The organism is Fusobacterium sp. (assembly GCF_019012925.1).
Classification (GTDB): Bacteria; Fusobacteriota; Fusobacteriia; order Fusobacteriales; family Fusobacteriaceae; genus Fusobacterium_A.
In genome coordinates, this window is the sequence record NZ_JAGIRL010000008.1 from 34,053 (window position 1) to 60,301 (window position 26,249).

Sequence of the window (26,249 nt, forward strand, 5' to 3'; positions counted from 1 at the left end):
CTTATTTATATTATATAAATTTCTAATTTTTTTATTATTTTTAATAATTTTAAAACTTTTTTCGTCTAAATTACTACTTCTTTCGTCTAATATTATTGTAAAAAAACTAATTAGGAGGATCACTTTTATGGATAACTTAAAAGAAACTATTATAAAAGAGAGAGAAAGCATATTGCTTGTGAAAAATGAGATTCAAAAGAAAATTGTAGGTCAAGAGGATATGATCAATAAGATATTGATCGGAATACTTACTGGTAACCACATCTTACTTGAAGGATTACCTGGACTTGCCAAGTCTTTAACTGTAAATACCCTAGCTCAAACTTTGGGATTAAAGTTTTCAAGAATACAGTTTACTCCCGATCTACTACCAAGTGATATAATTGGTACTGAGATATATAATGAAAAAACTGGGGAGTTCTATATTAAAAAAGGTCCATTATTTGCCAATATTGTCTTGGCAGATGAGATCAACAGAGCTCCAGCTAAGGTACAATCAGCTCTTTTAGAAGCTATGCAGGAGAAACAGATAACAATTGCCCATGAAACATTTAAATTGGAATCTCCTTTCATTGTACTTGCCACACAAAACCCTATTGAGCAAGATGGAACATACCCACTTCCAGAGGCACAACAGGATAGATTTTTGATGAAGGTAAAGATTGAATATCCAAATAGAGATGAAGAGAGAGAGATGTTAAGACTTCTTACATCACCAAATGACTTTGAACATATTGAGATAAATACAATATTGAATAAGGAGAAGATTGAAAATCTGAAAAAGATAATAAAACACATACATATAGATGATAAACTTATGGACTATATTCTTAATATCATCTTTAAAACAAGAGAGAGTAATGAGTATATTGAGTGTGGAGCTTCCCCAAGAGCCTCTATCGCCCTTGTAGTATCTGCAAAAGCAAGTGCATTCTTAGAGGGGAGAGAGTATGTTACTCCAACTGATATAAAAAAAGTTATATTTGATGTATTACGTCATAGAATAATCTTAAACTATGAAGCTGAAGCAGATGGAAAGAGTATTGAAGATATTATAGTAGATATAATGGAGCAAGTGGAGCTTCCTTAGGAGTTTTATATGAAAAAAGAGGATATATTAAAGAAAATAAAAAAAATAGAGATAGCTTCATCAATTATAGCTAGTGAGATATTTTCTGGAAGTTACCGTTCTTACTTCAAGGGAAATGGTATGGAGTTTTCTGATATTAGAAGGTATTCACTAGGTGATGATGTAAAAAAAATAGATTGGAAAGTTAGTGCTAGACAGAGAAAAACCTATGTGAAAGAGTTTATAGAGGAGAGGGAGATCAATATATATCTTTTAATTGATATATCTCCTTCTAACAATTTTCCAGCCAAGCAGGATTTGATCTCACAATTAATCGGAAGCTTAGCTTTTAGTGCTATCAAAAATAATGATAAGGTCGGAGCTATCTTCTTTAGTGATGAGGTAGAAAAAATAATACCTCTAAAAAAAGGTAAAAAACAGGGATTGGTTATACTTGAAAACTTTCTAACTCTTGTCCCAAAGGGAAAGGGAACAGATATTTCAAAGGTTCTTACCTCTTTTTATAATTTTTGTAAAAAGAGAACTGTTGTATTTTTAATAAGTGATTTTATTGATGAAAATTATGAGAAAGCTTTGAAATTAGTAAACAAAAGACATGATCTAATCCCAATTAGAGTAGCAGATAGAAGATTTGATTCCCTACCTCAAGGTGCTATATTTACACTTATGGACTCTGAAAGTGGAGAGGAGATTACAGTTGAAAATCTCTCTAAAAAGGAGTCTTTTGATGAGGAGCTACCAAAGAACATTCTGACACTCTATACAGATGAAAACTATGTTGCTAAATTAACTAATTATTTTAAAAGAAGGAGATAGTATGAAAAAACTTATTTTTACTTTTATTTTTATCTCCTCTATAATTTTTGCAAAGGATATATATGTAGGAGATACAGTTAAATTACAGGTAAGTGGAATACCTGAAGAAAAGATAGTAGAAAGTTTTAAAAATTCCAACTTAGAACTTGAAAAGATAGAGAAAGATAGAGATGGATATGTTTTAAGTATCAGAGGTTTTGAGGTAGGGAAGAGTACAGTAACTCTAGGAGATAAGAGAATTGTCCTTGAGATAAAGTCCTCTCTTGATGAGAAGGATAAGGAGATATATCCACATCTTAGTGATAACAGTGATACTCAATTATACTCTGGCAGATTTCCCTATACATTTGTTTTAGCTATAATTTCAGGTATATTGTCCACTCTTTATCTACTCAAAAATTTCAAATTCAGGAGAAAAGAGAGCTATATATCTCCTGAAGCTAAATTTGAAAATGTAGTGGCTAACTTGAATGATGACTCTTGGGATTTTGATTTAAGTATGGGAATTAGAGAGTATATTGATAGTAAATATCAATCACACTTTACCAATGGAATCTACTCAATTGTAGGTATGCTTACTCCAGAGGATATTGATACTATCTACAATCTAGATAACTATAAGTTCTCAAATAACAACGAAGATCTAAAGGAGAGATTTGTAGAGCAAATTCTTGAAATTTTTAATAAAGTAAGGAGGGATACAACAGATGTTTAGATTTACAAGTCCCTATTTTTTACTGCTTATCCCTATCCTCATATTTCTATTTTTTAGAAAACGTCAGGTAAAAGGGATAGCCGTTCCTGGTATAAAGCCATTAAAATCTTTTAGATTAAAAAGCAAAAAGTATTTGATTGGAAAATTTCTGATCCTTTCCTCACTTATTCTAATGTGTATAGCCTTAGCTCGTCCACAGCTACTATCTGAGAATAGAGTAGTAAAAAAAGATGGAATAGATATAGTTATAGCTTTGGATCTATCACAATCTATGTTACAAAATGACTTTAAGCCCAACAGATTGGAGAAGGCAAAAAAACTTCTAGTGGACTTTATAAATAAGAGGGAGAATGATAGAATCTCTCTGGTAATCTTTGGTGGAGATGCCTATACTAAAGTACCACTTACATTTGATCACAGCATAGTCAATGACACTGTTTCTAAAATAACAGTTGACGATATTACAAGCAACAATAGAACTGCTATTGGAATGGGATTAGGAGTAGCTCTAAATAGGTTAAAATCCTCTGCTTCTAAATCTAAAGTTGTCATTCTAATGACTGATGGAGAGAATAACTCTGGAGAGATGAGTCCTATTGGTGCTAGTAAGATAGCTAAAGAATTGGGAATTAAAGTCTACACTATTGGAATTGGTGCTAAAGAGATTAGAGTACGTGTTCCTTTTGGATATACTACAGTTCAAAATAGAGAGTTAGATGAAAATCTATTGAAAACTATTGCTGATAACACTGATGGTAAGTACTTTAGAGCAAGTAATGAGAGTGAATTTCAAAATATCTTTGATGAGATAGATAAATTGGAAAAAACTAAAATAGATGGTCGTTCATACTATGAAGAGAGAGAACTTTATGAAAACATCTTAAAATTAGCTCTATTTCTATTGGTAATCGGTGCTTTTTTTGAATATAAAAAATATATAAAAATTCCATAAAAAGAGGTGAAACAATGCAATTTGGTAATTTAAACAACTTAGTATATATATTAATTCCCTCTCTTCTCCTCTTGATTATGATTTCAGGTATGAAAAAACGGATTGAGATTTTAAGATTTTTAAAATTGAGAATAAAGAGAAGAATCTCTACATTAAAGATATTTTTAATAGTTTCTGGAGCTGTGTTGGTAGTCATTGCCCTATTATCTCCTCAAAAAGAGATTGCAGATAAAGAGATAGAGGTAAAAGGAATGAATATATATGCTCTTATTGATACTTCTAAATCAATGCTTACAGAAGATGTCTACCCAAATAGATTGGAAGCTAGTAAGAGAGTTTTAAAAAATCTGATACAATCTCTAAAAGGAGATAGAATTGGATTCATTCCCTTTTCAGATAGTGCATATATACAGATGCCACTTACTGATGATTACTCCATAACAGAAAACTATATAAATGCCTTGGACTCTTCCCTCATCTCCGGTGGTGGAACACAGCTATATCAAGCCTTAACCCTTGCTGAAAAATCTTTTTCAGAGATAGGAAGTGAGAATAAAACTGTAATTATTCTATCTGATGGTGGAGATTTTGATAAAAAATCCTTGGAGTTTGCTAAGAATAACAAGATTAATGTATACTCTATTGGAATTGGTACTCAAGCTGGAAATGTCATACCAAACTATGTGAATGGAGCTAAGAGAGGATTTATTAAAGATGATAAAGGTTCAGCTGTTATCAGTAAACTTAATTCAAGTTTTTTACAGCAGATAGCAGATGACAATGGCGGAAAATACTATGAAGTGAATAATCTCGTAGATAATTCTAAAAATTTTGTCCAAGATAGTGCTAATTTAGAGAGAAAGAGTCAGAGAAATGAGAAGAGTAAAGTCTATGAAAAGTATTTTCAATATCCACTTTTTTTAGGTATTCTACTCATACTCTTAGGTTATCTACTTAGAGAGGTGATAAAAGATGAGGAGTAAGATTGTAGCTACAGTGATTTTAATTCTCTCAATAATTGCCCTATTCAACTACTATCCCTCTTTAAAAAACTATAACTATATAAAAAAAGGAAATAAGAATACTCTAGCTAAAGAATTTGATCTAGGTAGAGAGAACTATAAAAAATCCTTGGATATAGAGAAAAATAGTAGAGTGGATAGCAATATATTAAAATCATTCTATTTTGAAAAAAAATATGATGAGGTTGTTAAAGCTCCTGCTGATGAGAACTTTTTGAAAGGTAATTCATATGCCTATCTCGGTGATCAAGATGCTCAAAACAGTAAGTCTTTTTATGAAAAAGCTCTAGCTGAGTACAAATTAGGTATGAAAAAGAGTGATGATATCAACATTAAAAAGAATTATGAATTAATACTACAAAAAATTAAAGAGTCTGATAAAAAAGAGCAGAACAAGGATAATAAAGAGAATAAAGATCAGAAAGATAAAGAGAAAAATCAAGATAAGCAAAAGCAAAACAAAAATCAACAACAGAAGCAAAATAATAAACAGGAACAAAATAAAGAACAACAACAAGATCAGAATAATAAGCAAGAGCAAAACAGAGATCAAAATAACAATACAGAAAATCAATCTCAAAATCAACAAAAGCAAGATGAGAAAGAGAATAAAAACAGTGAACAGAAACAGGATTCTCAAAAGAATAGTAATTCTGATAACCAAAATGATAATGAGAATAAAAAACAAAACTCTCAACCTGAAAAAGATGATTCTAAAGATCCTCAAGAGCAAAAGGATAACTCAAATGGAAATAGTGGTCAAACAGAGGGTGAGATGAGTGAAAAAGAGATTAAAGAACAGGAGATAAAAGCTATACTAAAAAGATTAGAGGGAAATGAGAAACAATCTTTTAAAAACAATGAAAGAATGATGAACATAAACAATAACAATCCTTCTAATAGATGGTAAAGGAGATGAACAGATGAAAAAATTAATTATCTATCTTTTTCTTATGTTACCTTTCCTATCTTTTTCAGAGGTGATTCTTGAAAGTTCCAACACTAAACCAGCAATAAACGAACCTTTTAATATAAGAGTCATCTTTTTAAACGAAGATAAGAAAGATTATAACATTGAAGGAGTTGAAAACTTACAAATTCTTTCTAAGAGTACAAGTTCAAAAACTTCTATTATAAATGGTAAGAAAACACAGGAGAAAATGGATATCTATACAGTGATGTCCAACGATATTAAAAGTTTTCCTCTAAAAGTAAGTGTTTCAGGAGGAAAGGCAGAGTCTAATCCCTTGAATATTGAGGTACAAAAAGAGGTGCAAGAGAGTATAAATGGGGATATGAGTTTTCAACCCTCAATTAAAAGTGGAGATTCATTCTACTTTGGTCAAAAGATTGTCTATGAGGAAAACTTTCTTACAACAGTTAGTATTAACTCAATTGGATATAGTAAGAAACCTCAATTTAATGATTTTTCTGAAAAGGATATGAGCCCTATTGCTCTAAATGGAAATTATGAACAGAGCTATTTCAGATCTTCTTCTGGTAGAGAGGGGTTGAAGATAAACACATATAGAGGTATCTTACAAGCTAACTCATCTGGAGAGAAAAAAATCAGCTCTGGACAGGTGGCAGTTACACAGAGTACAGGTAGAAGAGATTTCTTCTTTGAGGAATCAACTCCCCCTAAATATTTTGGTGGGAAACAACTAAATATAAATATACTTCCTCTTCCACAAAATAAACCTACAAACTTTCAAAACATTGTAGGAAAACCTACTCTTGATTACACTTGGAGTAGTGACAATATAGATGTTGGTGATTCTATACTTCTCACTGTTAAAATAAGTGGAGATGCCAATTTAGACTCATTGGAAAAAATTATTCCAAAAGAGTTTAGAGATTTTAATGTATTTGAAAGTTTAAAAAATAAATTTGAAACTATTAACAATGGAAATTACTATGCTGAAAAAACTTTTGAAGTGGCACTTATTCCTAAACAGGTTGGAGAGATAGACACTCCAGAGATAAAAATTCCATACTTTGATACTACTGCAAAAACTTATAAATACCTAACTATTCCTAGTAAAAAGATCAAAGTAAATAAAAATGGAAATATTATTCCTAGCAACAGTGAAAAAAATTTCACTTCACCTACACCTATAAATAACCAAGTGGAAAATAAAATAGAAGATGTAGTTATTAATAGTGTTGGAAATAAAAAAGTTTCTCAACATGGAAATTATAATTATTTAATTATAGGACTTATAGCTATTATTATAATTCAAGGTGCTACTATAATCTATCTTTTATTTAGAAAAAATGGTAATAGTTCCTCTGAAAATCTTGGTAATCTTGCTAAATGCAAAGATGATAAGGAGTTTTATAATGCCTATTGCGATTTTATGAAGAGTAGATATAACTTTAGCCCGAAGGTGCATCTTGAGGATAGACTTGTAAAATTGGGGTTCTCTCCTGATTTTATTGAGATCAATAGAGAGCTAGAACAAGCTTATTATAACAATACACCTATTGATAGAAAAGAGATTTTAAAAAGAATTAAAAGGGAGTTAAAAAATGAAAAATAAATATCTAACTATGGACATAAATATAGCCTACAGTATGCTTAATATGAGATTGAGAGATAAATACTCATCTTTGAGTGAACTATGTGAAGATGAGGATATTGATATGGAGGAGCTACTAGAGGGATTAAAAGCTAAAGGAGTTTTATATAACGAGGACTCCAACCAATTTACTCAAATTTAATATTTTTAAGCTTTAAAATAAAAAACTTTATTTTTAAAAAAGAAAATGATATACTTAGGATAAAAATAGTTTAAACTATTAGTGAAATTTTATATAATTACAAAAAAGAAATATAAACTATAATGGAGGGTGTGACGTGAAAATAGAGAAACTTAAAATCCAAAATTTCCGTTGTTATGAAAATATAGAGTTAGAATTGAAAGATGACTATACAGTTTTAATCGGAATAAACGGAGCAGGAAAAACTACTATTTTAGATGCAATCTCTGTAGCTTTGGGTGGTTATATTTCAAATTTTGATGGAATGGGAATACATGGAATTAGTAAAAGTGATTCTCACTATAAAATGTATGAACTAGGAAGTAGAATAGAAAGGGAACACCAATTTCCTGTTAAAATTTCTGCTGTTGGAAAGATAGATAGTCAAAAATTGGAATGGACTAGATCTCTAAATAAAGAAAATGGGAGAACTACTAATATAGGAGCAAAGGAAATTTTAACCTATGCAGCAGATATATATGAAAAAGTAAAATTAGGAAATAAAGAAGTAATTTTACCATTGATAGCTTATTATGGAACTGGTAGACTTTGGATGCAAAAAAGAGAAAAAAGTAGTAAGAAAAGCCAAGAAAATTTTTCTCGTTTAAAAGGTTATATTGATTGCTTGGATTCTGCTTCTAATGAAAAAATGATGTTAAGATGGTTTGAAAAAATGACCTATTTAGAATTACAAGAAGGGGAAAAAATTCCAGAACTTGAAGTTGTTAAAAAGGCTTTAAATAATACTTATGAAATAATAGATGAGAGTGTAGAAAAGGCTAATTTTAACTATAAGGTAAAGAGTGGAGAGTTAGAGGTTAGTATTAAAAGAAAAAATGGTACAGTAGAAAGTCTCCCTCTTAGAATACTTAGTGATGGGATTAAAAGTACCATGAGTATGATAGCTGATATTGCATATAGAATGGCTATATTAAATCCACAATTACTAGATAATATATTGCAACAAACTTCTGGAGTAGTTCTTATAGATGAAGTTGATATGCATTTACATCCAAGTTGGCAAAGTAAGATAATAAAGGTATTGACTAAGACATTTCCTAAAATACAATTTATTTTTACAACACACTCTCCTAGTGTATTATCAAATATCTCAAATGAAAATATCTTGATCCTAAATAACTTAGAAATATATAAGTTAGAAGAGAAGACTTATGGAAGGGATATAGAGAGCATAGTTCATCAAATAATGAGGACCGAAGTTAGACCTCAAGAGATAGTAGAGAAACTGAAAAAATTTAATAATCTATTAGATGAAGGGGAAATAGATGAAGCTAAAAAATTATTAGATGAATTAGAAAAAATATTAGGACAGAATGATACTAATATTATAGATGCACGAATCTCACTAGATTTAGAAGAAATAGGTGTATAACAATGATACTAATTAAAAAAAATCGTATCCCTTCATCTTTAGTTGAATATAAGCAAACTATAAATGCTTCCTTTAACAACCTACCTAAAGAAGTAAAAGATAAATTAAGAACCTCTTTATTAAAAGAACAAGGATATATTTGTGCTTATTGTATGAAAAAATTAGAAGATGATTCTTCAAAAGTAAAAATAGAGCATTATATTGCAAGGAATGAGGAAAATGAATTAGATTATAATAATTTACTTGCTGTTTGTAAGGGAAATGAAGGCGAGCCTTTTGAAAGACAAACTTGTGATACAAGAAAAGGGAATAGAGAAGTAAAAATAAATCCTCAAGTAAATAGTGATATTTTAACTATTGGTTATACAAGTAATGGCGAGATAAAATCAAGTAATTTAGATTATCAAGAAGATTTTGATAACATATTAAATCTTAATGACAGTTTTGGATTAGTAAAAGCTAGAAGAGAAGCCTTAAATTCATTAAAAAGAAAGCTTAGTAAAAGTAAAACTCACTTAAAAAGAGATATAATAAAAAGAATATATACACGATATTCAGAGGAAGAAATAAAAGAATCATATGTTGGAATACTACTATGGTACCTTCAAAAAAGAATGAGATAGACATTATTAAATAAACTTTATACAAAAAAACAGCCTTTTAAAGCTGTTTTTTTTATATAAGCTAACAAATAATTTTTAATTTTAATCCTCTTTTAAAAACAGTGTACTGATATTAGCTAATCCTAAATATGTATTTTGTAGGAATAGATAGATAACATTGGGATTGATTGGTGAAAATTTTATTGATACATCTTTTCCATTTAATTCCTTAAAATCAGAAGATATGTATTGAAAATTTTTCACCCTAACCTTTGAATCATTTACCTTTCTCGAAATAAGTTGTAAAAATATATCCAACTCTCTTATATATTTCAATCTATTTATAGTATTATAATTTATACTGAAAGCATACTCTTTTCTCTCCAAATATATATATACACTTAAAAACTCTGCCAACTCCAAAAATGACAGTTCATAATTGTGTTTTCTATAAAATTCCTCAATATCCTTTTTTATAAACTCAATAAACTTGTGTACCTCTGTATTTTCAGTGTAATGTTCACTTATCTTTACACCCAATCTATTGTATATCTCTTTCAATATTTTTTTATTGTTGATATTTTTTGAAGCTACTAGTATCTCCTTAGGCAGAATAAATTTTCCACCTTTTAATGAAGCTTTTAAAATTCCCTCCCTTATAAAGCCCAATAGTGAGTAGAAGTTTGCTGAATACATATCAATAGCAAAATTAACAGGTTGTAAGGATGCTGTATCCAGCATTATCAACAATCTCGGAACGATCTTTTTACTTGAAAATAAACTGTCAACAAGTATATACAGAGGAATATCAAAAACTAAGTAACATTGATTCTCCTTTTTTATCTGCTCTAAATACTTATTCGTTGTCTTGTTGAAAAACTCATCTATATTGTTAACTATTCTATAAAATGTGGCATAGCTTATTGTAAAATTCTCATTAAACATCTCTTTACATTTATCGTACAACAGTGTTATATTAGTCTCGTCAGAACTTCTACACACCTCTTTAATCCTATCTAAATCTCTCTCATCTATATTTCTAAAAGAGTTTTTATCCTCTCTAGCTTTTTTCTCTAAACCAATTATTCCATTTTTTTTATAGGCATTAACCCATCTTTTTAGAGTGGCATAGGATATATTCTCCTCATTCTCTATCTCTTTTAATTTCTTTTTCTTTTTTAAAAAAGGCTCAATTATTTTGAAACGAAATAGTTCTAATTCTTGATTATCTTTCACTACTCTTTTCTCCTTAATACTAATAATTATTATAATAAAATAATACAATACTTTTTAAAAAAAATCAATTCCTTTAATAAAAAGGCTCAATTATTTTGAAAAAAATATTGACTTTTTTAGAAAAATGAGATATATTTAATTTGTTATTACAAATATTATGGAGGTTATTATGAAAGTCTTTGCAGAAGTTCAAAAAATTGGTAAAGCTTTAATGACTCCAGTTGCTATATTACCAGCAGCAGGATTATTTTTAGCTTTTGGAAACAAACTACATTTTACACTTATGGAGCAAGCAGGTCAGGTAATTTTTAATAACTTACCTCTTCTATTTGCCATTGGAGCAGCTATCGGTCTTGTAGGTGGAGATGGAATAGCAGCCTTAGCCGCAGTAGTAGCACTTTTAATTATGAATACTACAATGGGTATAATGACAGATGCAGCTGTTGGAGTAGCTAATGGAGATCTATCTTATGCTATGGTTTTAGGTATTCCTACTCTTCAAACAGGTGTTTTTGGTGGATTAATAGCTGGTATCATTGCAGCTATCTGTTATAAAAAATTCTATAAAACTGAATTACCAGCTTTCTTAGGATTCTTTGCTGGAAAGAGATTAGTTCCTATTATGACAGCTATTGTAGCTTTCTTAGTTGGATTAGCTATGCCTACTATCTGGCAACCTGTTCAAATAGGATTAGCAAAACTATCTTTCTTAGCTAATGATGTTAATACTAACATCTCTACTCTAATATTTGGTATCATAGAGAGATCTCTAATCCCATTCGGATTACACCACATCTTCTATGCACCTTTCTGGTATCAATTTGGAGAGTATACAACTCAAGCTGGACAAGTGGTACAAGGTGACCAAACTATATGGTTTGCTATGTTAAAAGATGGAGTTCATTCATTCTCATCAGCAACTTATCAAGGTGCAGGTAAATTCTTAACAGGTAAATTTGTATTTATGATGTTTGGATTACCAGCTGCTGCTTTAGCTATGTATCACGAAGCTAAGCCTCAAAATAAAAAGTTAGTAGGAGGAATTCTATTCTCTGCTGCACTAACATCTTTCCTAACAGGAATTACTGAGCCATTAGAGTTCTCATTCCTATTTGTTGCACCTATATTATATGGAATACACTGTATCTTTGCAGGTATCTCATTTATGTTAATGAATCTATTCAATGTTAGAATAGGTATGACATTCTCTGGAGGATTAATTGACTATATCGTATTTGGAGTTTTACCAGGAACTAGTGGATTTGAAACAAGATGGTATATGGTTATCATTGTTGGACTTTTCTTCTCTGTAATCTATTACTTTGGATTCAGATTTGCTATAAGAAAATTCAACCTTAAAACTCCTGGAAGAGATGATAGTACTTCTGAAGAGGCAGGTTCTGAAGCTATCGAAGGTGATGCTTTAGCTGTTGGTGTTTTACAAGCACTTGGTGGAAAAGAAAATATAATCTCTCTAGATTCTTGTATCACAAGATTAAGAGTTGAAGTTAAAGACAGTAGTCTTGTAGTTGATGATTCTCTTAAAAAATTAGGAGCATCTGGAGTTTTAAAAGTTGGAGCTCATGGAGTTCAAGCTATATTTGGTTCAAAAGCACAATTTATCTGCAACGATTTAAGAAAAATGACTGGAATTTAAGATACTAAGTTTTGGTCATATGGGTTAAAAAATAGGGTATTTATCATAGAGGAGAGAACATTTAGTTTCTCTCCTTTCAATTTTATTTTCAAATAAAAAAATAACAAAAAAATATTGTTAAAATTCTATTTACGTAGTATACTTATAGTGGGTTGATAGAAATAAATTTTAAACGCTATATAAGAGGGTGATGCTAATGGTATTAATTGTTTTTTGAAGTATAAAACAGTTTTTATCATTAGTATTTTTTATTTTATACTATAATTATCAGGGAGAGAAATATGGGAAAATTTAAAACTTATTTAAACAAATTACTGCCTATTTTATTTACTTTTGCTCTATTGTCTTTATATACCTTAGCTAGTCCAAAATATAGTGTTGTTAATCTCAATATAGAAGCTAAGATAAATAGAGATGGTAGTGTCAATATCACTGAATTGGTAGAGTACAATTCATACAATATAAATGGAATTCTCTATAATATTGATTATAGTGGATATGGAGAGTTGAAAGATCTACAGGTATTCTATGAACAGAATAGCGAGTTTTATCCAGCTAAAAACAGCAATAGTCACAATAAGGGTACTTACACACTCAATAATAGTGATGAACTTATGAAGATAAAACTCTACTATCCTATGAGAAATCAAAATAAATGGTTTCTCTTTAATTACACACTCACTCAAGGAGTTACTGTATACAATGATATTGCTCAATTCAATAGAAAAATGGTGGGAAAAAGTTGGAAATCTAATATAGATAATATTAAAGTTAAGATTACTCTTCCTGAAAAAGTACCAACAAATAAGATAAAAGCTTTTGGACATGGACCACTTATAGGAGATGTTGATATAATAAATGGAAAAGAGATACTATATACCCTTCATAATTACTATTCTGGAGAGTTTGTAGAAACAAATGTACTCTTTCCTAGAGATATTCTCTCTAATATAGATCCCTCTATTATTAAAAATGAAGATGGATATGATAAGATTTTAAAGCTTGAAAATAAGTTAGCTGATAGAGCTGATCTACATAGAAAAATTTTAGAGATGAAAGATATGATTGGGGCTTTAATTTTTGCTATTTTCTTAGCTTGGATAGCTTTTATACTGCTCTTTAATTATATACAAAACATAAGAAAACATAAAGTAAATATTGAACATAGAGAGTATTTTAAAGAAGCTCCTAATAATTTTTCTCCAGCAGTTGGTGGAGCAATTGCTTGTGGTGGTATACTTCCTAATCATCTTCTCGCTACAGTTATAGATTTAGTTAGAAGAGATTATCTTGAGATATCAGTGGGAGAAGAGAGTATACTTAGAAAGAAAAACTTAGACTTAAAAGATCTGAAAGATTATGAAAAGTTTGTAATTGAATGGTATATTGATGAACTTGGTGATGGCTCTCAAATATCTATGGAAGAGATCGAAAGAGTTATAAAAGATAGAAAAAGTGCTATTAATTTTGGACAGAAATATGAAAAATGGCAATCAATGGTGGTAAGTGATCTTAAAAATGTTGGCTTTAAAAGAGAGAAAAAAAATAAACTTCCTATTGCCCTAGCCATTTTAACAGCAGTCTTAGGACTACCTACTGGTGTCTTTTTATCTGCATATTTTAATGATGGTAAATTTATCTCTTTTCCATTTATCTCTTTTTTCCTCATTATGTTTTCTACATCTGGAAGAAGATATACACTGGAAGCTGAAAATTTGAGAGCAGAGTGGCTTGACTATAAAAAATTCTTAATTGATTATAGAAACTTTAAAGAAGCTAAGCTATCCCCTATATATATTTGGGAACAACACTTTACATATGCTATTGCCTTGGGTGTAGCTGAAGAGGTGGCTAAGGGATATTCAGAAATATATGTAGAAAATAATGATATTGATAGAAGAAGATTTAACAGAATTCCTCTTATAGGTATGTATGGTAGAAATTCTAGATTTAGAAATATAGAGAGAACTATTTCTAATTCTGTTATTCATAGTACAAGAGCTCTATCCAACTCTAGACCATCTTCAAGAGGAAGTGGCGGAGGATTTAGTGGTGGTTCTTCTGGTGGGGGAGGTAGCCGTGGTGGCGGTGGTGCTTTTTAATCAACTAACTTTTATTAAACTTTTATTATAAAATTTTTATAGTTTATATATCTAATTTTAATTATCTTTATTATATAAATAAGTTAACATAAATAATTTGTTTTTTGTTTTAAAAATAGAACTTTTACAATTAAATCATTCCATAAACTTTTTAACTTAATCTTATATTGTAAATTTATGTTTAATTAAAGCGAAAATTCTTGAAGTTTTTGTAAAGTTATGCTACAATTTAGCTGTAATTCATTAATAAAGAGATTATTTAGTTTCATTATAACGATTTTTATACTAAACTTTTTTTGTTTATTATAAAATGATTTTTATAATAAATTGATCTTTATTTTTAAATTATAAAATTCGGGAAAATTTTTAGGGAGGAATAAGTAATGAATAATTTGATTAGCACAGAAAAAGCCTTAAAACACTGGCTTAAAAACAAAGTAGCTGTAACAACTGCAACTGTAGTTGGATTCTTAATAATGGGGAGTGTTTCTTTTGGAGTAGACATAACTGAAGATAAAACAGAAACTATTAAAGGAAATAACATTACAATAGCTAAAGATAAAAATGTTAATATCAATCTACAAAATGGTGCTACAGGAATTGATTACGATTTTGACAATCAACTAGAAAATAATATAATTGAAAATAATGGAAATATAGTTGCAGAAACTTTTAATGGTAATGCTGTTGGAATATATATTGATTCAAAACCAAGTTATGGTAGTGATGATATAAATAATTGGAAAGAATTAAATAATCTTACAATTACGAATAATGGAACTATTAAAACAACTGTCAAAAATGGTGGTTCTGCAACTCCAATTTATGCTGATGTAAGAGTAAAAGATGGTAATACTTTGAAAATTACAAATAACGGTCAATTAATAGCGGAAAGAATAGGTGCTTCTGAAGGAAGAGGAGCTCTTTCTGCTGTATACATAAATTCTAAAGGTAAAGGTAAAGTTGAGTTTACTAATAGTGGTAGCGGTATTATTGAGGTTAAACAAGGAGTTGGAATTGAGGTTTCTGGAAATGCAGAAGTTACTAACACAGGAACTATAAAGTTATCTAATAGTAGTATTGCTGTAAAAAATAATGGAGCAACTGTTAATATCAACGGAACTATTGAAGTAACTGATAAAAATGGAAATGATGTAGCTCAAGAGTCTTTATTTGTAGGTGTTAATAAAGAAAATATAAAAGGAATGATAAAAGGAAAAGATGGAGTTGCAATTAAAAATAGTAACAGTACATATTTAGATGGAACATTAACAACACCTGAAATAAATAAAAAAGGGGAAAAAACTAAATCTGTTACACTAGGATTAAAGAATACAACAACTATAGACGGGAAAGATAAAGAAGCAATAAATTTAGATGCCTTAAATATTGTTGGTGATGTAAATATATTAGATGTTAAAGTTAATAATACAACTATAAATATAGATGATGTAGGAAAATTAAAAGTTGGAAAAATAGAAGAAAAATGGGATAATGGTAAAAAAGAAGTGCTTACTCCTTCAACTTTAGAATTAAATGGAAGTTCAGTTAATCAAAAAATAGATAAAACAGCTGTAGAACTAATAGCTGGTTCTACATTAAATTTAAAAGATGTTAACTTTAATGGTGGAATATCAAGTGATGAGAAGGAAAATAAATTAAATGTATTTGGCAATACATATATTAATGGAAATATAGGAGTTAAAAATATAACTGTAGGAACAGATGGTAAAGCAGTTGGTTCTGATAAATTAACTCTTTCTTCAAATTCATCATTTACAAAAGAAACAACATTAACTAATACTACTGGAGTAACTATTTTTCAAATAGGAAAAGATTTAGAAAACGCTCTTGTTAATTCTGATCCAAATGCGATAGTAACAATCAAAGGAAAAATAGATTTCGATTTAAGCTCTATTACAAAAGATGAAGATATTGACCTATTTGGTGGAACAGACCATAATTTAACAGAGGCTAAATATGAAAATGTAACTGACCAAGTATATAATACAGTTTTAAATAGGGAAACTGGAACTTTATTTATAAGATACAATAAATCTCTATTTGCTGATGCTAGGTTAAACGTAGTTAACAACGAAGCTCAAATGATAAATGGAAACTTCTCTCAAGTTACATCAGAAAGAGAAGGACAAATGGATAAAATATACTCTGGATCTATCTATGCTGAAACTATTAGAGCAGCTTATGACAACTTAAAATTAAATGAAGGAACTATACTTTCATTATCTAACAATGTAAAAGCTGGAGAATTTACTGCTGAAGGTAGAGCAATCTACAATAAAGATGAGTATAAGAGAGATGGAATAGTTGGAAAATATGATGTTGAGAACGAAACTTCTGGATTATTAGCTTCTTTAGAGTATGGAGTAAATGACACTACAAAAACTGGTTTAGTATTTGCTGGTTCTAAACAAGATTTAGATGTAACAGGTGGAAAAGCTGATGGAGACCTATTCTACTTAGGATTCTATGGAGTAAAATCATTAGGAAACTATGATCTTACTGCTGGATTAGGATACCAATTAGGTAAATATGATGCAACTAATACAGCTGCTAATGTAGTAGGAAAAGATAAGTATGATACAAAAGCTTTAAGTGGATATGTTCAAGCTAAATACTTAGGAGATTTAGGAGATGGATTATCAATTCAACCTAAAGTAAAATTAGGATATACTCACTTAAAACAAGATTCTGCTAAAGATTCATACTTCGGATTAACTGATACAGATGTAACAACATTTGATACTGAATTAGGAGCAGACTTAGTAAAAACTGTTCAACTTGAAAAATCTAAAGTAGATGTTAAATTCGGTACTGCTTTTGTTAAAACATTTGGAGATACTGACAAAGAGTTCAAAGGACAATTCTTTGGAGCTAATACAGCTAGTAACCAATTTGGAGTACACGGTGGAGAATTATCTGAAAACGTACTTAAATTTAACTTAGGTGCAGAAGTTGCAAATGAAAATGGATTCTTCTATAATGGAGGATTTACTTATGAGTTTGGTTCAGAAGATATGAAATCATATGGTGTAAACGTTGGTGCTGGATATAGATTCTAATCAATTCAATATATAATATTAACCTCCCCTGATTTCAGGGGAGGTTATTTTTAACTCATATATCTAAATTCAACTTTTTTACCTTTAAATGCTATTCCTATCTTAACAATATCCTTAATTCCTTTACTCTCTAAAAATTGAGTATACTTTTTTATTTCTATCTGTTTTACTCCCTTTTCAGCTTTCTTACCCAACTCATTTTCATCACTTGCTAATTTAATTTCTAAAACATAACCTGTTCTATCTTTATTAAGAGGTTCTAATATTATATCTGCTCTTCCATAACCACTTTCTATATTTGAATGAGGTTCATAATCTGTTTTCATTGCTGTTAAAAATCCTAATAAAAACATGTGATATGAATTTTCTTTTTGTATCACATCAAATGAACTCAAATTTTCTAAAACCAATTTCTCTATTGAATCTTCTAGCAATTTTAAATTTTTAGTAATAAGAGCAACCTTAACATTATCAATTATAGAAACTCTACTAAAAACTATATTTATGAAGGTGTTATAAAAAAAGCTCATTATCTCTTTATTTGGAATTCTAACACTATATATATCTGTTGTTATACTTTCTCCCAGTGTTAAATAGCCTGAAAATAGCATCAAAGAGTATATCTCATTTTCTGCTAAATGTGTGTGAACTTCTACGTTGCTATCTACTCTTGTTACCAATTCCTCTTTATTAAAAAGTTTTTCTAAGTTTTTAAAAATATCTTGTTCACTATTTTTCAATACTTCTCTTATCAAGTAATTTGATGATGTATTTACCCAAAACGGCTTCAATTCCCTAGTTCTAATAAAATGTAATATACTCCACGGGTTATATACTTGTGTTTTTCCAAAAGTATACCCATTATACCACTCTTTTACTTCACTAAGTTTATAGTCTATTCCATAATATTTTAGAACATCTTCCACTTCACTTTCTAATAATCCAAAATATTGACTATACTCTTTTTCTAATATTGTATTTGAATAAAAATTATTTAAATCTGAAAATATTCCAGCCTGTGCTACTCTAATTACTCCTGTTAATACTCCCATTTGCAAATATTCATTAGTTTTCAAAGCATCTCCATAAAATCCTTTGAAAAATTTCACTGCCATATCATAATAACCATTTTCATAAGCAGTCAGAATTGGAGTATCATACTCATCTATCAATAAAATTACTTTCTCGTGATATTTTTTATATAATAATTTTAATAGAAATTTTAAAGAGTTCTTAAGTTCAGCTTCATTGACATCTCTTGACATAAACTTATAAAAAAATCTTCTATTTTCATCATCATCTTCTAACTGTTCTATAATATCTTTAAAATTATCATAAAGTTCAAAAATCTTAATTTTAAACTCTTCTAGAAAACTTTCCCAAGAAGATGTTGTCAAACTTTTAAGAGTGATAAATATTACGGGATATTTTCCTTGTTCTTCTTTTAAAGTGGAATTTTCTATATACAAACCATTAAATAATGAGCTATTTTCATTTTTTTCTCTTATATCAAAGAAATACTTCATCATTGACATATTTAGAGTCTTTCCAAATCTTCTTGGTCGACAAAAAAGCTTTATCTTAGCTCCATCTAGTAATATCTCTTCAATTAACTTAGTTTTATCAATAAAATAACAATTATCTTTAATTACACTTTTAAAATCATCAATCCCTATTCCAATCCCTTTTTTTCTCAACATACTCTCACCTCTTTTCCTAGCCTTTACTATATTATACCATCTTTCAAAAAAAATTATAAGTAAAACAGATCTATTTATACATCTAACTCTATATACTCATTTTCCACTTCAAATCTATCAATATCCTTACCCATTTTAACCAACTTTTCAACTATAACTTTTGTATAGTTCTCTAACTGCTCCTCATCAAATTTTCCTGTCTTATAGTCAGCTATGAGTATCTTTCCCTTGCTCTCTTCACTAGGGAGTTTTATCATCAATCTATCTATTCTATAGTTCTTACTCTCTTCTCCCACCTTATAATAGATTGGATACTCTCTATACACATAATCCCAATCATTTTCAAATATATTTTTACATCTTCTATATATATACTCTATATTATTTTCAGATAGTATCTCTTTGATTGTTTTCTCTCCAAGGAGAGAGGCATATTTTGAAAAAGTTAATTTCTTAGCTAGTTCAATCTCAGTTTCATTCCAATAGAGAATATTCTCAAGGAAGTAGTGTACGACTATACCTCTCAACCTTTTTCCCTCTATCTGCAATGAGTGAGAGTATATCTTATCTAATCCCAGTCTCTGATTTTCCTCTAACTCCTCTTTATACAGTACCTTTGGAGTAGAGAGATCCAAAGTAAATTCAACACCCTTTTCACCACTTATCTCCTCTCTATTCTCCACTATCAATTCTCCTGTATCCATATTTCTCAATAATATATCATAAGGTACTTTTTCACTGTTTTCCACAACTACATAGATATTATTTTTAGGTCTAGTCAATGCAACATACAGGTTATTTATCTCCTCATGCTCCTGTTTAATCTCCCTATCCTTTAGATAATCTACACCCTCTATACTTTTTAATATATTATTAAATTTATGGTTTGTCAAAAGGTATGATTTTACCTCTGAGTATGTATCATTCATCTCAAGATAAAACTCCATTCCTTTATCTGCATTTTTTCCTGAACTACTAGGTATGAAGTAGAACAGTGTATCAAATTCCAAGCCCTTAGATTTATGTATAGTCATCAGAGATACACTATTCCCATTTCCTGTTGAGATCTTTTTAAACTTATCTTTTTGTGTATTTTCCTCATACTCTATTAAAAAATCATCAAAGTATTTATACTCTTTCAAAAGCTTATAGAATCCAAAAATATTTAGAGTATCCTCTTCATTTTGAAATCTATTTCCCACACCTACACTCTTTAACATCTCATAAGTTAAGTATTCTGTCTCTCCATCATACTTTTTATTTAAATCATACATTTCTTTTAACGAGGTAAATATATCACTCTCTATCTCAAGTGTATCATCATCATTTTCACTATATAGGTACTCCTCTATACTCTCTCTTCTCTTTATTATCTCCTTTAGAGTTGGAGCTGATATATTTATTAGATCTGATCTAAGAAAATCCAAAAGTGATAGAAAATCTTTTTTTACCAACCAAGAGATTAGGTGATATACTCCATTTATCCCCTTACTGTCCACTATACTTGCATTGGAATCCAATGTATATGCTATCCCTCTCTCTCCCAGATAAAAAGCTATTTTCTCCAGAGTTTTCTTAGTTCTAGCTAATATCCCAATCCCTGCATAATTGTCGTGAAACTTCTCCTCTATCTCATCTATCATTATTTCAATAGACTCTCTCTCATCTTCAGGAGTGATGAGTTTTACATAACCTTTTTTATCACTATCTCTATAGTTTACCTCTGAAAACTCCCAACTCTCACTCTCTTCACTACTCTTAGCTATCTCTCTAAATACTGTATTTGTATATTTTACAATATTCTCCCTACTTCTAAAGCAAGTGTCCAACTCCTCCTCTTCTCCATCTATGATCTGAGCCAGATTTTCAAACAATCTTTTCTCTCCACCTCTCCAACCATAGATACTCTGTTTTTCATCTCCAACACAGATTATATTCTCACTTTTAGCCAAAATATTTTTCAATATTCTCCACTGTAAAATACTTGTATCTTGAAACTCATCTATAAATATGCTCTTTAACTTTCCATCAATAACTTCAAAAAATTCATCAGTCAGTCCATCTTCATCTAAAAATCCAAGCTCTCTCTCCTCTAGATACTTAAATGTATAGCTACTAATATCTGTATGTGTAAATCTCTTCTCTCTAAATTTTATCTCATCATAGATAGAGTAGATTTTTTCAACTACCCTTAAAAGTTTACTCTCATATGGAATTACCAAGTTATTATACATAGCTTTTCCCAATTCTCCTTTAAACTCATCATAAAGATAGTTCAAATCTGCAATATGTGAATCTATATCCCCTTTTTTAGCTCTGACCTTTGTTCCATTCCAAAATTTATCCTTCAAAAATGCAGAGTAATTGCTTTTTAGATACTCCTCTCTATCCTTCGCAGTAAAATATTTTTGGCAATCTTTCTTTATCAAATCTTGAAATGCTTTCCCCTTTATCTCAGCTACTTCCAAAAGTATCTCTTCCATCTTCCCTAGTAAACCATTGGTATCTCCATACTCAAATTCACTCTTCTCCTGAATCTTATCTCCTATCAATATGAGTTTCCATCTCTGATTTATTATCTTTCCAATGAGATCTACATAGATATCCATATTCTTCTCACTATTATCCTCTAAAAAGCTCTTAAAAAGGTTAAAATCCTCCCTATTTTCAAAAATCTTTTCAAAGGTTTTTACCAGCACTTTTCTATTCTCTTCCTCATCTATTATCTCATATGAGTAGATCTTTAAAAATGGTGCTATAGCCTTTTTAAACACCGTATTGGTAAATGAGTCTATTGTATAGATTTTTAATTTATCCTTATTTTCAACTATATTTTTATAGATCTTTTCCAACTTTTCAATATCAAAAGAAAACTCTTCCCCATATATTTTTCTTATATTTTTTTCAATATCCTCTCTCTTCTCTGAATTTTCACATATATCTTTTAAAAATATCAAGATTCTATCTTTAATCTCTGCTGTTGCTTTTTTAGTAAATGTCATTACTAAAATATCCTTAAAATCTATTCCTTGTACTAAAGAAACTATATATTCAAGAGATAATCTATAAGTTTTTCCTGTTCCAGCACTGGCCTTTAATATCAATTTTTTTCCCATTACTCTCTACCTCTTCCACAAATATTATAGTACTCACACATTTGACAAGTAGATTGCTTTTCAGCCCTCATATATTCACTGGCCTTCACAAAGCTTTCAATCTCCTCTTCCAATCTCTCTCTAGTGAGTATTACCTTATCCTCTCTCTCAATCTTTCCTGACCAAGCATTGAATACCAATTTCTTAGCCTGTCCCGACTCTCCATACAAGATTATAGTATAGTAATCTAACTGTCCATCTTTCTTTGATCCTGTCTTATAGTCAATTATCTCATTCCCTAATTCACTCTCTATGACAAGGTCTGCTCTTCCTCTCAAATATACATCTATATCTCCAGAGTAGAACGGCTCTTTTTCATATGAACTTTTCTCACTTTGAAATCTTCTAATAGAGATCCCTTCATAGTTACTTCTTAAATCTCTAAAAAAGTCAACTATATTTTTAGAGATGAGAGGTATCATTATATATTCACAATAGTTATCCATATGTAACGGAATTTTAGCTCTCTCAGCTTTGAAAGCCCCTTGCATTCTCTCTAATATCTCCTCATATCTAACCTCTACTACTCCCTCTTGTAATACTCTCTTCCATATTGAATTGACAAACTCCTCTAAGACTTTATGGACAATTATTCCCAATATTCTTGTATTTATATCCTTGTCCTCATATTTTGTATTATAGCTTAATCTCTCAATATTCATAAAATAGAATCTAAGTGGGCAATCAACTAGATTTCCATAGTCATAAGCACCTATCTCCAACTTTCCATCTCTAAAATCCTCTATCTCCTTTGGAAAAGCTTCAATCACACTTCTATCATAGCCTAGTTCCTCTCCAATAAATGAGTTGTTTAACATCTCTACTATTCCACCATCTTTTATTGGTGAGTCCTCCAATGGTATTTTATTTTTCAAGATTATCTCCTCTAAAAATGGCGATATATCTATCCCCTGTGTCTCATCTTTTTTAGTTAAAACTATAGCATCTTTTCCATTAAAAATAGCTTGAATAAATCTATATCTATCCTCTTCTCTTCTCTCCTCTTTTGTCATAATACCCATTTTTTTTCTCTGTTTTTCTGTAAGTATCAGATTATCTCCAGTTCTTTTTGGTAAATTATCATCTGTTATATCTATAAAGTAGTTTACCTCATTTATCTCCTCGCTATATCTTACAAAATCTAGAGGTTTTACTATTCCTATATCTTGACTATATTTAAGATTGCTTTTTACTGCCAAATCTTTCATATATTGAATTAACAATCTATATAGAGATACTCCTATCTTACTTCCAAAATACTCATCAAAACTCTTATGTATCTTCATTACCTCATTACTCTTTATAATTCCAAATATCTCAAAGAATTTATCAAAAATATCTTCATTATCTAAATTTTCCTCTATAAATCTCTCCAATTTAATCTGTTCTTTTATATATGAATACAGTTCATTTGTATTGCTTATATCTGTTATACTCTCCAGATCAAAAATTACTCTATTTAACTTTTCAATTAAATCTATTGAGAAATTCTTCTCAAACCAACTATCTTGAAGAATTTTTCTAGATATATATTTATATCCTTCAATGGCACAACTATTTAAACTCTTAAAATCCTCCTCTGAGATTCCATAATACTCTTTAAATATCCTATTCTCAAAGGCAGATAGCATTTGAAACAAAAAATAAGTTTTCCCCAATCTCTCCTCTTGGCTATTCAATAGATCCAACTGTATATTTAAAAACTTATACAGTTTGGTATCGTTCATTGTAAATTTTTGCGAAGGAGCAAAATAGTGTGGAAATATCTCTGAATAACTATTCTTTTCAGGAACTGGAGAGTATATCTCACCTTTTTTTTGATTTTTAAGATGAATAAGTAGCAGTGCCTCTTCCAAGTCACTTTTCAAAGTGTAAACCCTTATATCCTTTATTTTTTCAGGGACTTTAACCTTTTTCAATCTCAAGTTCTCTTCATCAAAATCCCCTTTTCTCATTTGTAGAGCTATCTCTACATCTACACTCTCCCCTAACTTCATTATTATATCTCTATACACCTTAGGAAATTCAACTATATCTACAAATACTATCTTTGTAAAATCCTTAATCCAGTTATTACTATAGTTTTCATAGCTCTCTAACCAATCACTTGGCAGGTAGTTGTATTCTCTACACATCTCATCAAAAGCCTCTTTTATAGTTTCAAAATTAGTTAAATATCTCTCCTGCCACTTTGAACACTCCTCTAATTTTATGACACCATTTATTAAAAGCTCTCTATAGTAAGCAAAAAAATTGTTTGCTAAATCTATTATGTCATAATAGTTACCTATTCCCAACTCATCTTTTATACTCTGTGGTATACATTTGAAAAAGGCTAAGATTCTCTTAGCCTCTTTTAAAATAATTCTATCTGTATAAAAAATTCTATCTTTAAACTCTTCCATAGTAAGAAGTGTAGGAGTTGGTTCTAAAAATCTACTGGAAACTCTTTTAAAAAATATCTCCTTCATTCTATTATCTAAAAAAACATAGAGATTTTTTTCAGCTTGAGCCTCTCTATCTGAGTAAAGTCCTGAAAATTTTACTCCATAATCTATATATCTAAAATTTACTCCCATTTCTTCCTCCTCTATACACTTACATAGCTCCATCTTCCTTTTTTAAATACTCTATAACAAGCTATACTTCTAAACGCCAAGTCTATTGTCATAACTATCCAAGCCCCTGATAATCCTGTATCCATCTTGTATAGGAAAAAATATGTAAGTGGTATTCTTATTATATACATTCCTATTGCTGTTATCCACAATACAGCCTTTGTATCTCCAGCTCCTCTCAAACACCCACTTAAAACCATTGATACAGCTTGGAATGGTTGACATATAGAAACCAATCTCAAAGCCACTGTTGCCATCTCTTTTATCTCTGGTTCATCTGTAAACATATGTATTATTGTTCCTGGAATAATAAAGAATGTCAAACCAAAAAGGGACATCATAAAGATAGCTAGAGCTGTTGTTGCCATTGCATCTCTATGAGCATTTTTAGCTGATCCCTTTCCCAACTGTTGTCCCACTAAGGCTGTTCCAGCCACTGAAAATCCAAATCCCATATTAAATGAAAATGATTCAGCTGTAAGTGCTATCTTATGGGAAGTATATGCCATAGTTCCCAATGAGATTACCATCATCTCAAATATTAACATACCTATTCTGAATACCCCCTGTTCTACTGCAGCTGGTATTCCAACTTTTAAGATTCTTCCTGACATATTCTTATCAAATAGCTTTAATTTTCTTAATGGTATTGATACCCAGAATCTCTTTGTAAAGAATGTAGTATATATAAATATACAAGTTATCATTCCACGTGATAGAGTAGTAGCTATTCCTGCTCCCATTACTCCCCAACCAAAGACGAATATAAATAGATAGTTAAACAGAATATTTGAGAATATACTCAAGATATTGGCTATCATAGGCATATTCGCTTTCGATATAGATCTATAGGCTGCGAAGAAAACTACGTTAAAACATAGAAACGGCATCCCTAAAAGTACAGTTGCATAGTATTCACCTGTCATCTGTAGGTTCATATCGTTAGCTCTTCCCACCAATTGTAAAGTCTTATCCTTAAATATAAATAAAAGCAAAGTTATCCCCAAAGAGATAGGAAGAGAAAGTATTAAACTTTGAGCCATAGCATTCTTTCCCTCTTTTTTATTATTAGAACCATAAGCCCTACTCACCAGAGCTGTTGTTCCAATACTTACAGCAAAGAATATGGGGAGGACAGCATTGATAGGGGCATTTCCTACTCCTACTGAACTTATTGCTTCAGCTCCAAGCCTTCCAACCATAAGCATATCAAAAAATCCTAATAAAGTCTGTGCAAAAAGATCCGTAATAGCTGGTAAAGCTATTGTCATAATCGCTAGAAAAACTTTTTTGTTTCTCCTCCACTCTCTTCTTAAATCCATTTTAATCATCTCTCCATTTTTTA

The 26,249-nt window shown here is 30.0% G+C and carries 18 protein-coding genes; 13 read left to right on the forward strand and 5 right to left on the reverse strand.

Going from position 1 to position 26,249, the window contains the following annotated elements:
* Positions 1–109 precede the first annotated feature (109 nt).
* From QZ286_RS01440 to QZ286_RS01485, 10 genes are all read left to right on the forward strand, one after another.
* Positions 110–1,090 carry a MoxR family ATPase gene (locus QZ286_RS01440; protein WP_291255224.1) on the forward strand — a complete coding sequence of 327 codons (981 nt, stop codon included), beginning with the start codon at positions 110–112 and terminating at the stop codon, positions 1,088–1,090.
* Between the two features lie 9 nt (positions 1,091–1,099).
* On the forward strand, positions 1,100–1,906 hold the full coding sequence (locus QZ286_RS01445; RefSeq protein WP_291255196.1) for a DUF58 domain-containing protein: 807 nt from the start codon (positions 1,100–1,102) through the stop codon (positions 1,904–1,906).
* Between the two features lies 1 nt (position 1,907).
* On the forward strand, positions 1,908–2,621 hold the full coding sequence (locus QZ286_RS01450) for a hypothetical protein (protein WP_291255197.1): 714 nt from the start codon (positions 1,908–1,910) through the stop codon (positions 2,619–2,621).
* Positions 2,614–3,573, forward strand: a complete 960-nt coding sequence (locus QZ286_RS01455; RefSeq protein ID WP_291255198.1) for a VWA domain-containing protein — start codon at positions 2,614–2,616, stop codon at positions 3,571–3,573. The genes QZ286_RS01450 and QZ286_RS01455 overlap by 8 nt, the downstream gene beginning before the upstream one ends.
* 89 nt (positions 3,574–3,662) lie before the next feature.
* Positions 3,663–4,556, forward strand: coding sequence for a VWA domain-containing protein (locus QZ286_RS01460; RefSeq protein ID WP_291255199.1), 894 nt, complete (start codon positions 3,663–3,665; stop codon positions 4,554–4,556).
* Entirely contained in the window at positions 4,546–5,505 is a 960-nt protein-coding gene (locus QZ286_RS01465) for a hypothetical protein (RefSeq protein ID WP_291255200.1), read from the forward strand. Before QZ286_RS01460 ends, QZ286_RS01465 begins: the two co-directional genes overlap by 11 nt.
* A 13-nt stretch (positions 5,506–5,518) precedes the next feature.
* Complete coding sequence (locus tag QZ286_RS01470; protein WP_291255201.1) at positions 5,519–7,138, forward strand: BatD family protein; 1,620 nt, start codon at positions 5,519–5,521, stop codon at positions 7,136–7,138.
* A complete protein-coding gene (locus QZ286_RS01475; RefSeq protein WP_291255202.1) occupies positions 7,128–7,319 on the forward strand; it encodes a DUF4250 domain-containing protein in 192 nt (63 codons plus the stop codon). Before QZ286_RS01470 ends, QZ286_RS01475 begins: the two co-directional genes overlap by 11 nt.
* Before the next feature lie 136 nt (positions 7,320–7,455).
* On the forward strand, positions 7,456–8,751 hold the full coding sequence (locus QZ286_RS01480; protein WP_291255203.1) for an AAA family ATPase: 1,296 nt from the start codon (positions 7,456–7,458) through the stop codon (positions 8,749–8,751).
* A gap of 2 nt (positions 8,752–8,753) precedes the next feature.
* Positions 8,754–9,374, forward strand: a complete 621-nt coding sequence (locus QZ286_RS01485; protein WP_291255204.1) for an HNH endonuclease — start codon at positions 8,754–8,756, stop codon at positions 9,372–9,374.
* Between the two features lie 81 nt (positions 9,375–9,455).
* Here the strand turns inward: QZ286_RS01485 and QZ286_RS01490 are convergent, their stop codons facing one another.
* A complete protein-coding gene (locus QZ286_RS01490; protein WP_291255205.1) occupies positions 9,456–10,589 on the reverse strand; it encodes a helix-turn-helix domain-containing protein in 1,134 nt (377 codons plus the stop codon).
* 169 nt (positions 10,590–10,758) lie between these two features.
* Between QZ286_RS01490 and ptsG the strand changes: the two genes are divergently transcribed.
* From ptsG to QZ286_RS01505, 3 genes are all read left to right on the forward strand, one after another.
* Complete coding sequence (gene ptsG / locus QZ286_RS01495; RefSeq protein WP_291255206.1) at positions 10,759–12,246, forward strand: glucose-specific PTS transporter subunit IIBC; 1,488 nt, start codon at positions 10,759–10,761, stop codon at positions 12,244–12,246.
* Between the two features lie 281 nt (positions 12,247–12,527).
* Positions 12,528–14,348 carry a DUF2207 domain-containing protein gene (locus tag QZ286_RS01500; protein WP_291255207.1) on the forward strand — a complete coding sequence of 607 codons (1,821 nt, stop codon included), beginning with the start codon at positions 12,528–12,530 and terminating at the stop codon, positions 14,346–14,348.
* 383 nt (positions 14,349–14,731) lie between these two features.
* Complete coding sequence (locus QZ286_RS01505; protein WP_291255208.1) at positions 14,732–17,431, forward strand: autotransporter outer membrane beta-barrel domain-containing protein; 2,700 nt, start codon at positions 14,732–14,734, stop codon at positions 17,429–17,431.
* Between the two features lie 50 nt (positions 17,432–17,481).
* Here QZ286_RS01505 and QZ286_RS01510 read toward each other — a convergent pair whose 3' ends face one another.
* The 4 genes from QZ286_RS01510 to QZ286_RS01525 all read right to left on the reverse strand — a co-directional run bounded on the left by QZ286_RS01510 (position 17,482) and on the right by QZ286_RS01525 (position 26,235).
* Positions 17,482–19,131, reverse strand: coding sequence for an AAA family ATPase (locus QZ286_RS01510; protein WP_291255209.1), 1,650 nt, complete (start codon positions 19,129–19,131; stop codon positions 17,482–17,484).
* Positions 19,132–19,205: 74 nt separating this feature from the next.
* On the reverse strand, positions 19,206–22,247 hold the full coding sequence (locus QZ286_RS01515; RefSeq protein ID WP_291255210.1) for an exodeoxyribonuclease V subunit beta: 3,042 nt from the start codon (positions 22,245–22,247) through the stop codon (positions 19,206–19,208).
* Positions 22,247–24,865 carry a PD-(D/E)XK nuclease family protein gene (locus QZ286_RS01520; RefSeq protein WP_291255211.1) on the reverse strand — a complete coding sequence of 873 codons (2,619 nt, stop codon included), beginning with the start codon at positions 24,863–24,865 and terminating at the stop codon, positions 22,247–22,249. The genes QZ286_RS01515 and QZ286_RS01520 overlap by 1 nt, the downstream gene beginning before the upstream one ends.
* An 11-nt stretch (positions 24,866–24,876) precedes the next feature.
* Positions 24,877–26,235 carry an MATE family efflux transporter gene (locus QZ286_RS01525; RefSeq protein WP_367243725.1) on the reverse strand — a complete coding sequence of 453 codons (1,359 nt, stop codon included), beginning with the start codon at positions 26,233–26,235 and terminating at the stop codon, positions 24,877–24,879.
* Between the last annotated feature and the right edge of the window lie 14 nt (positions 26,236–26,249).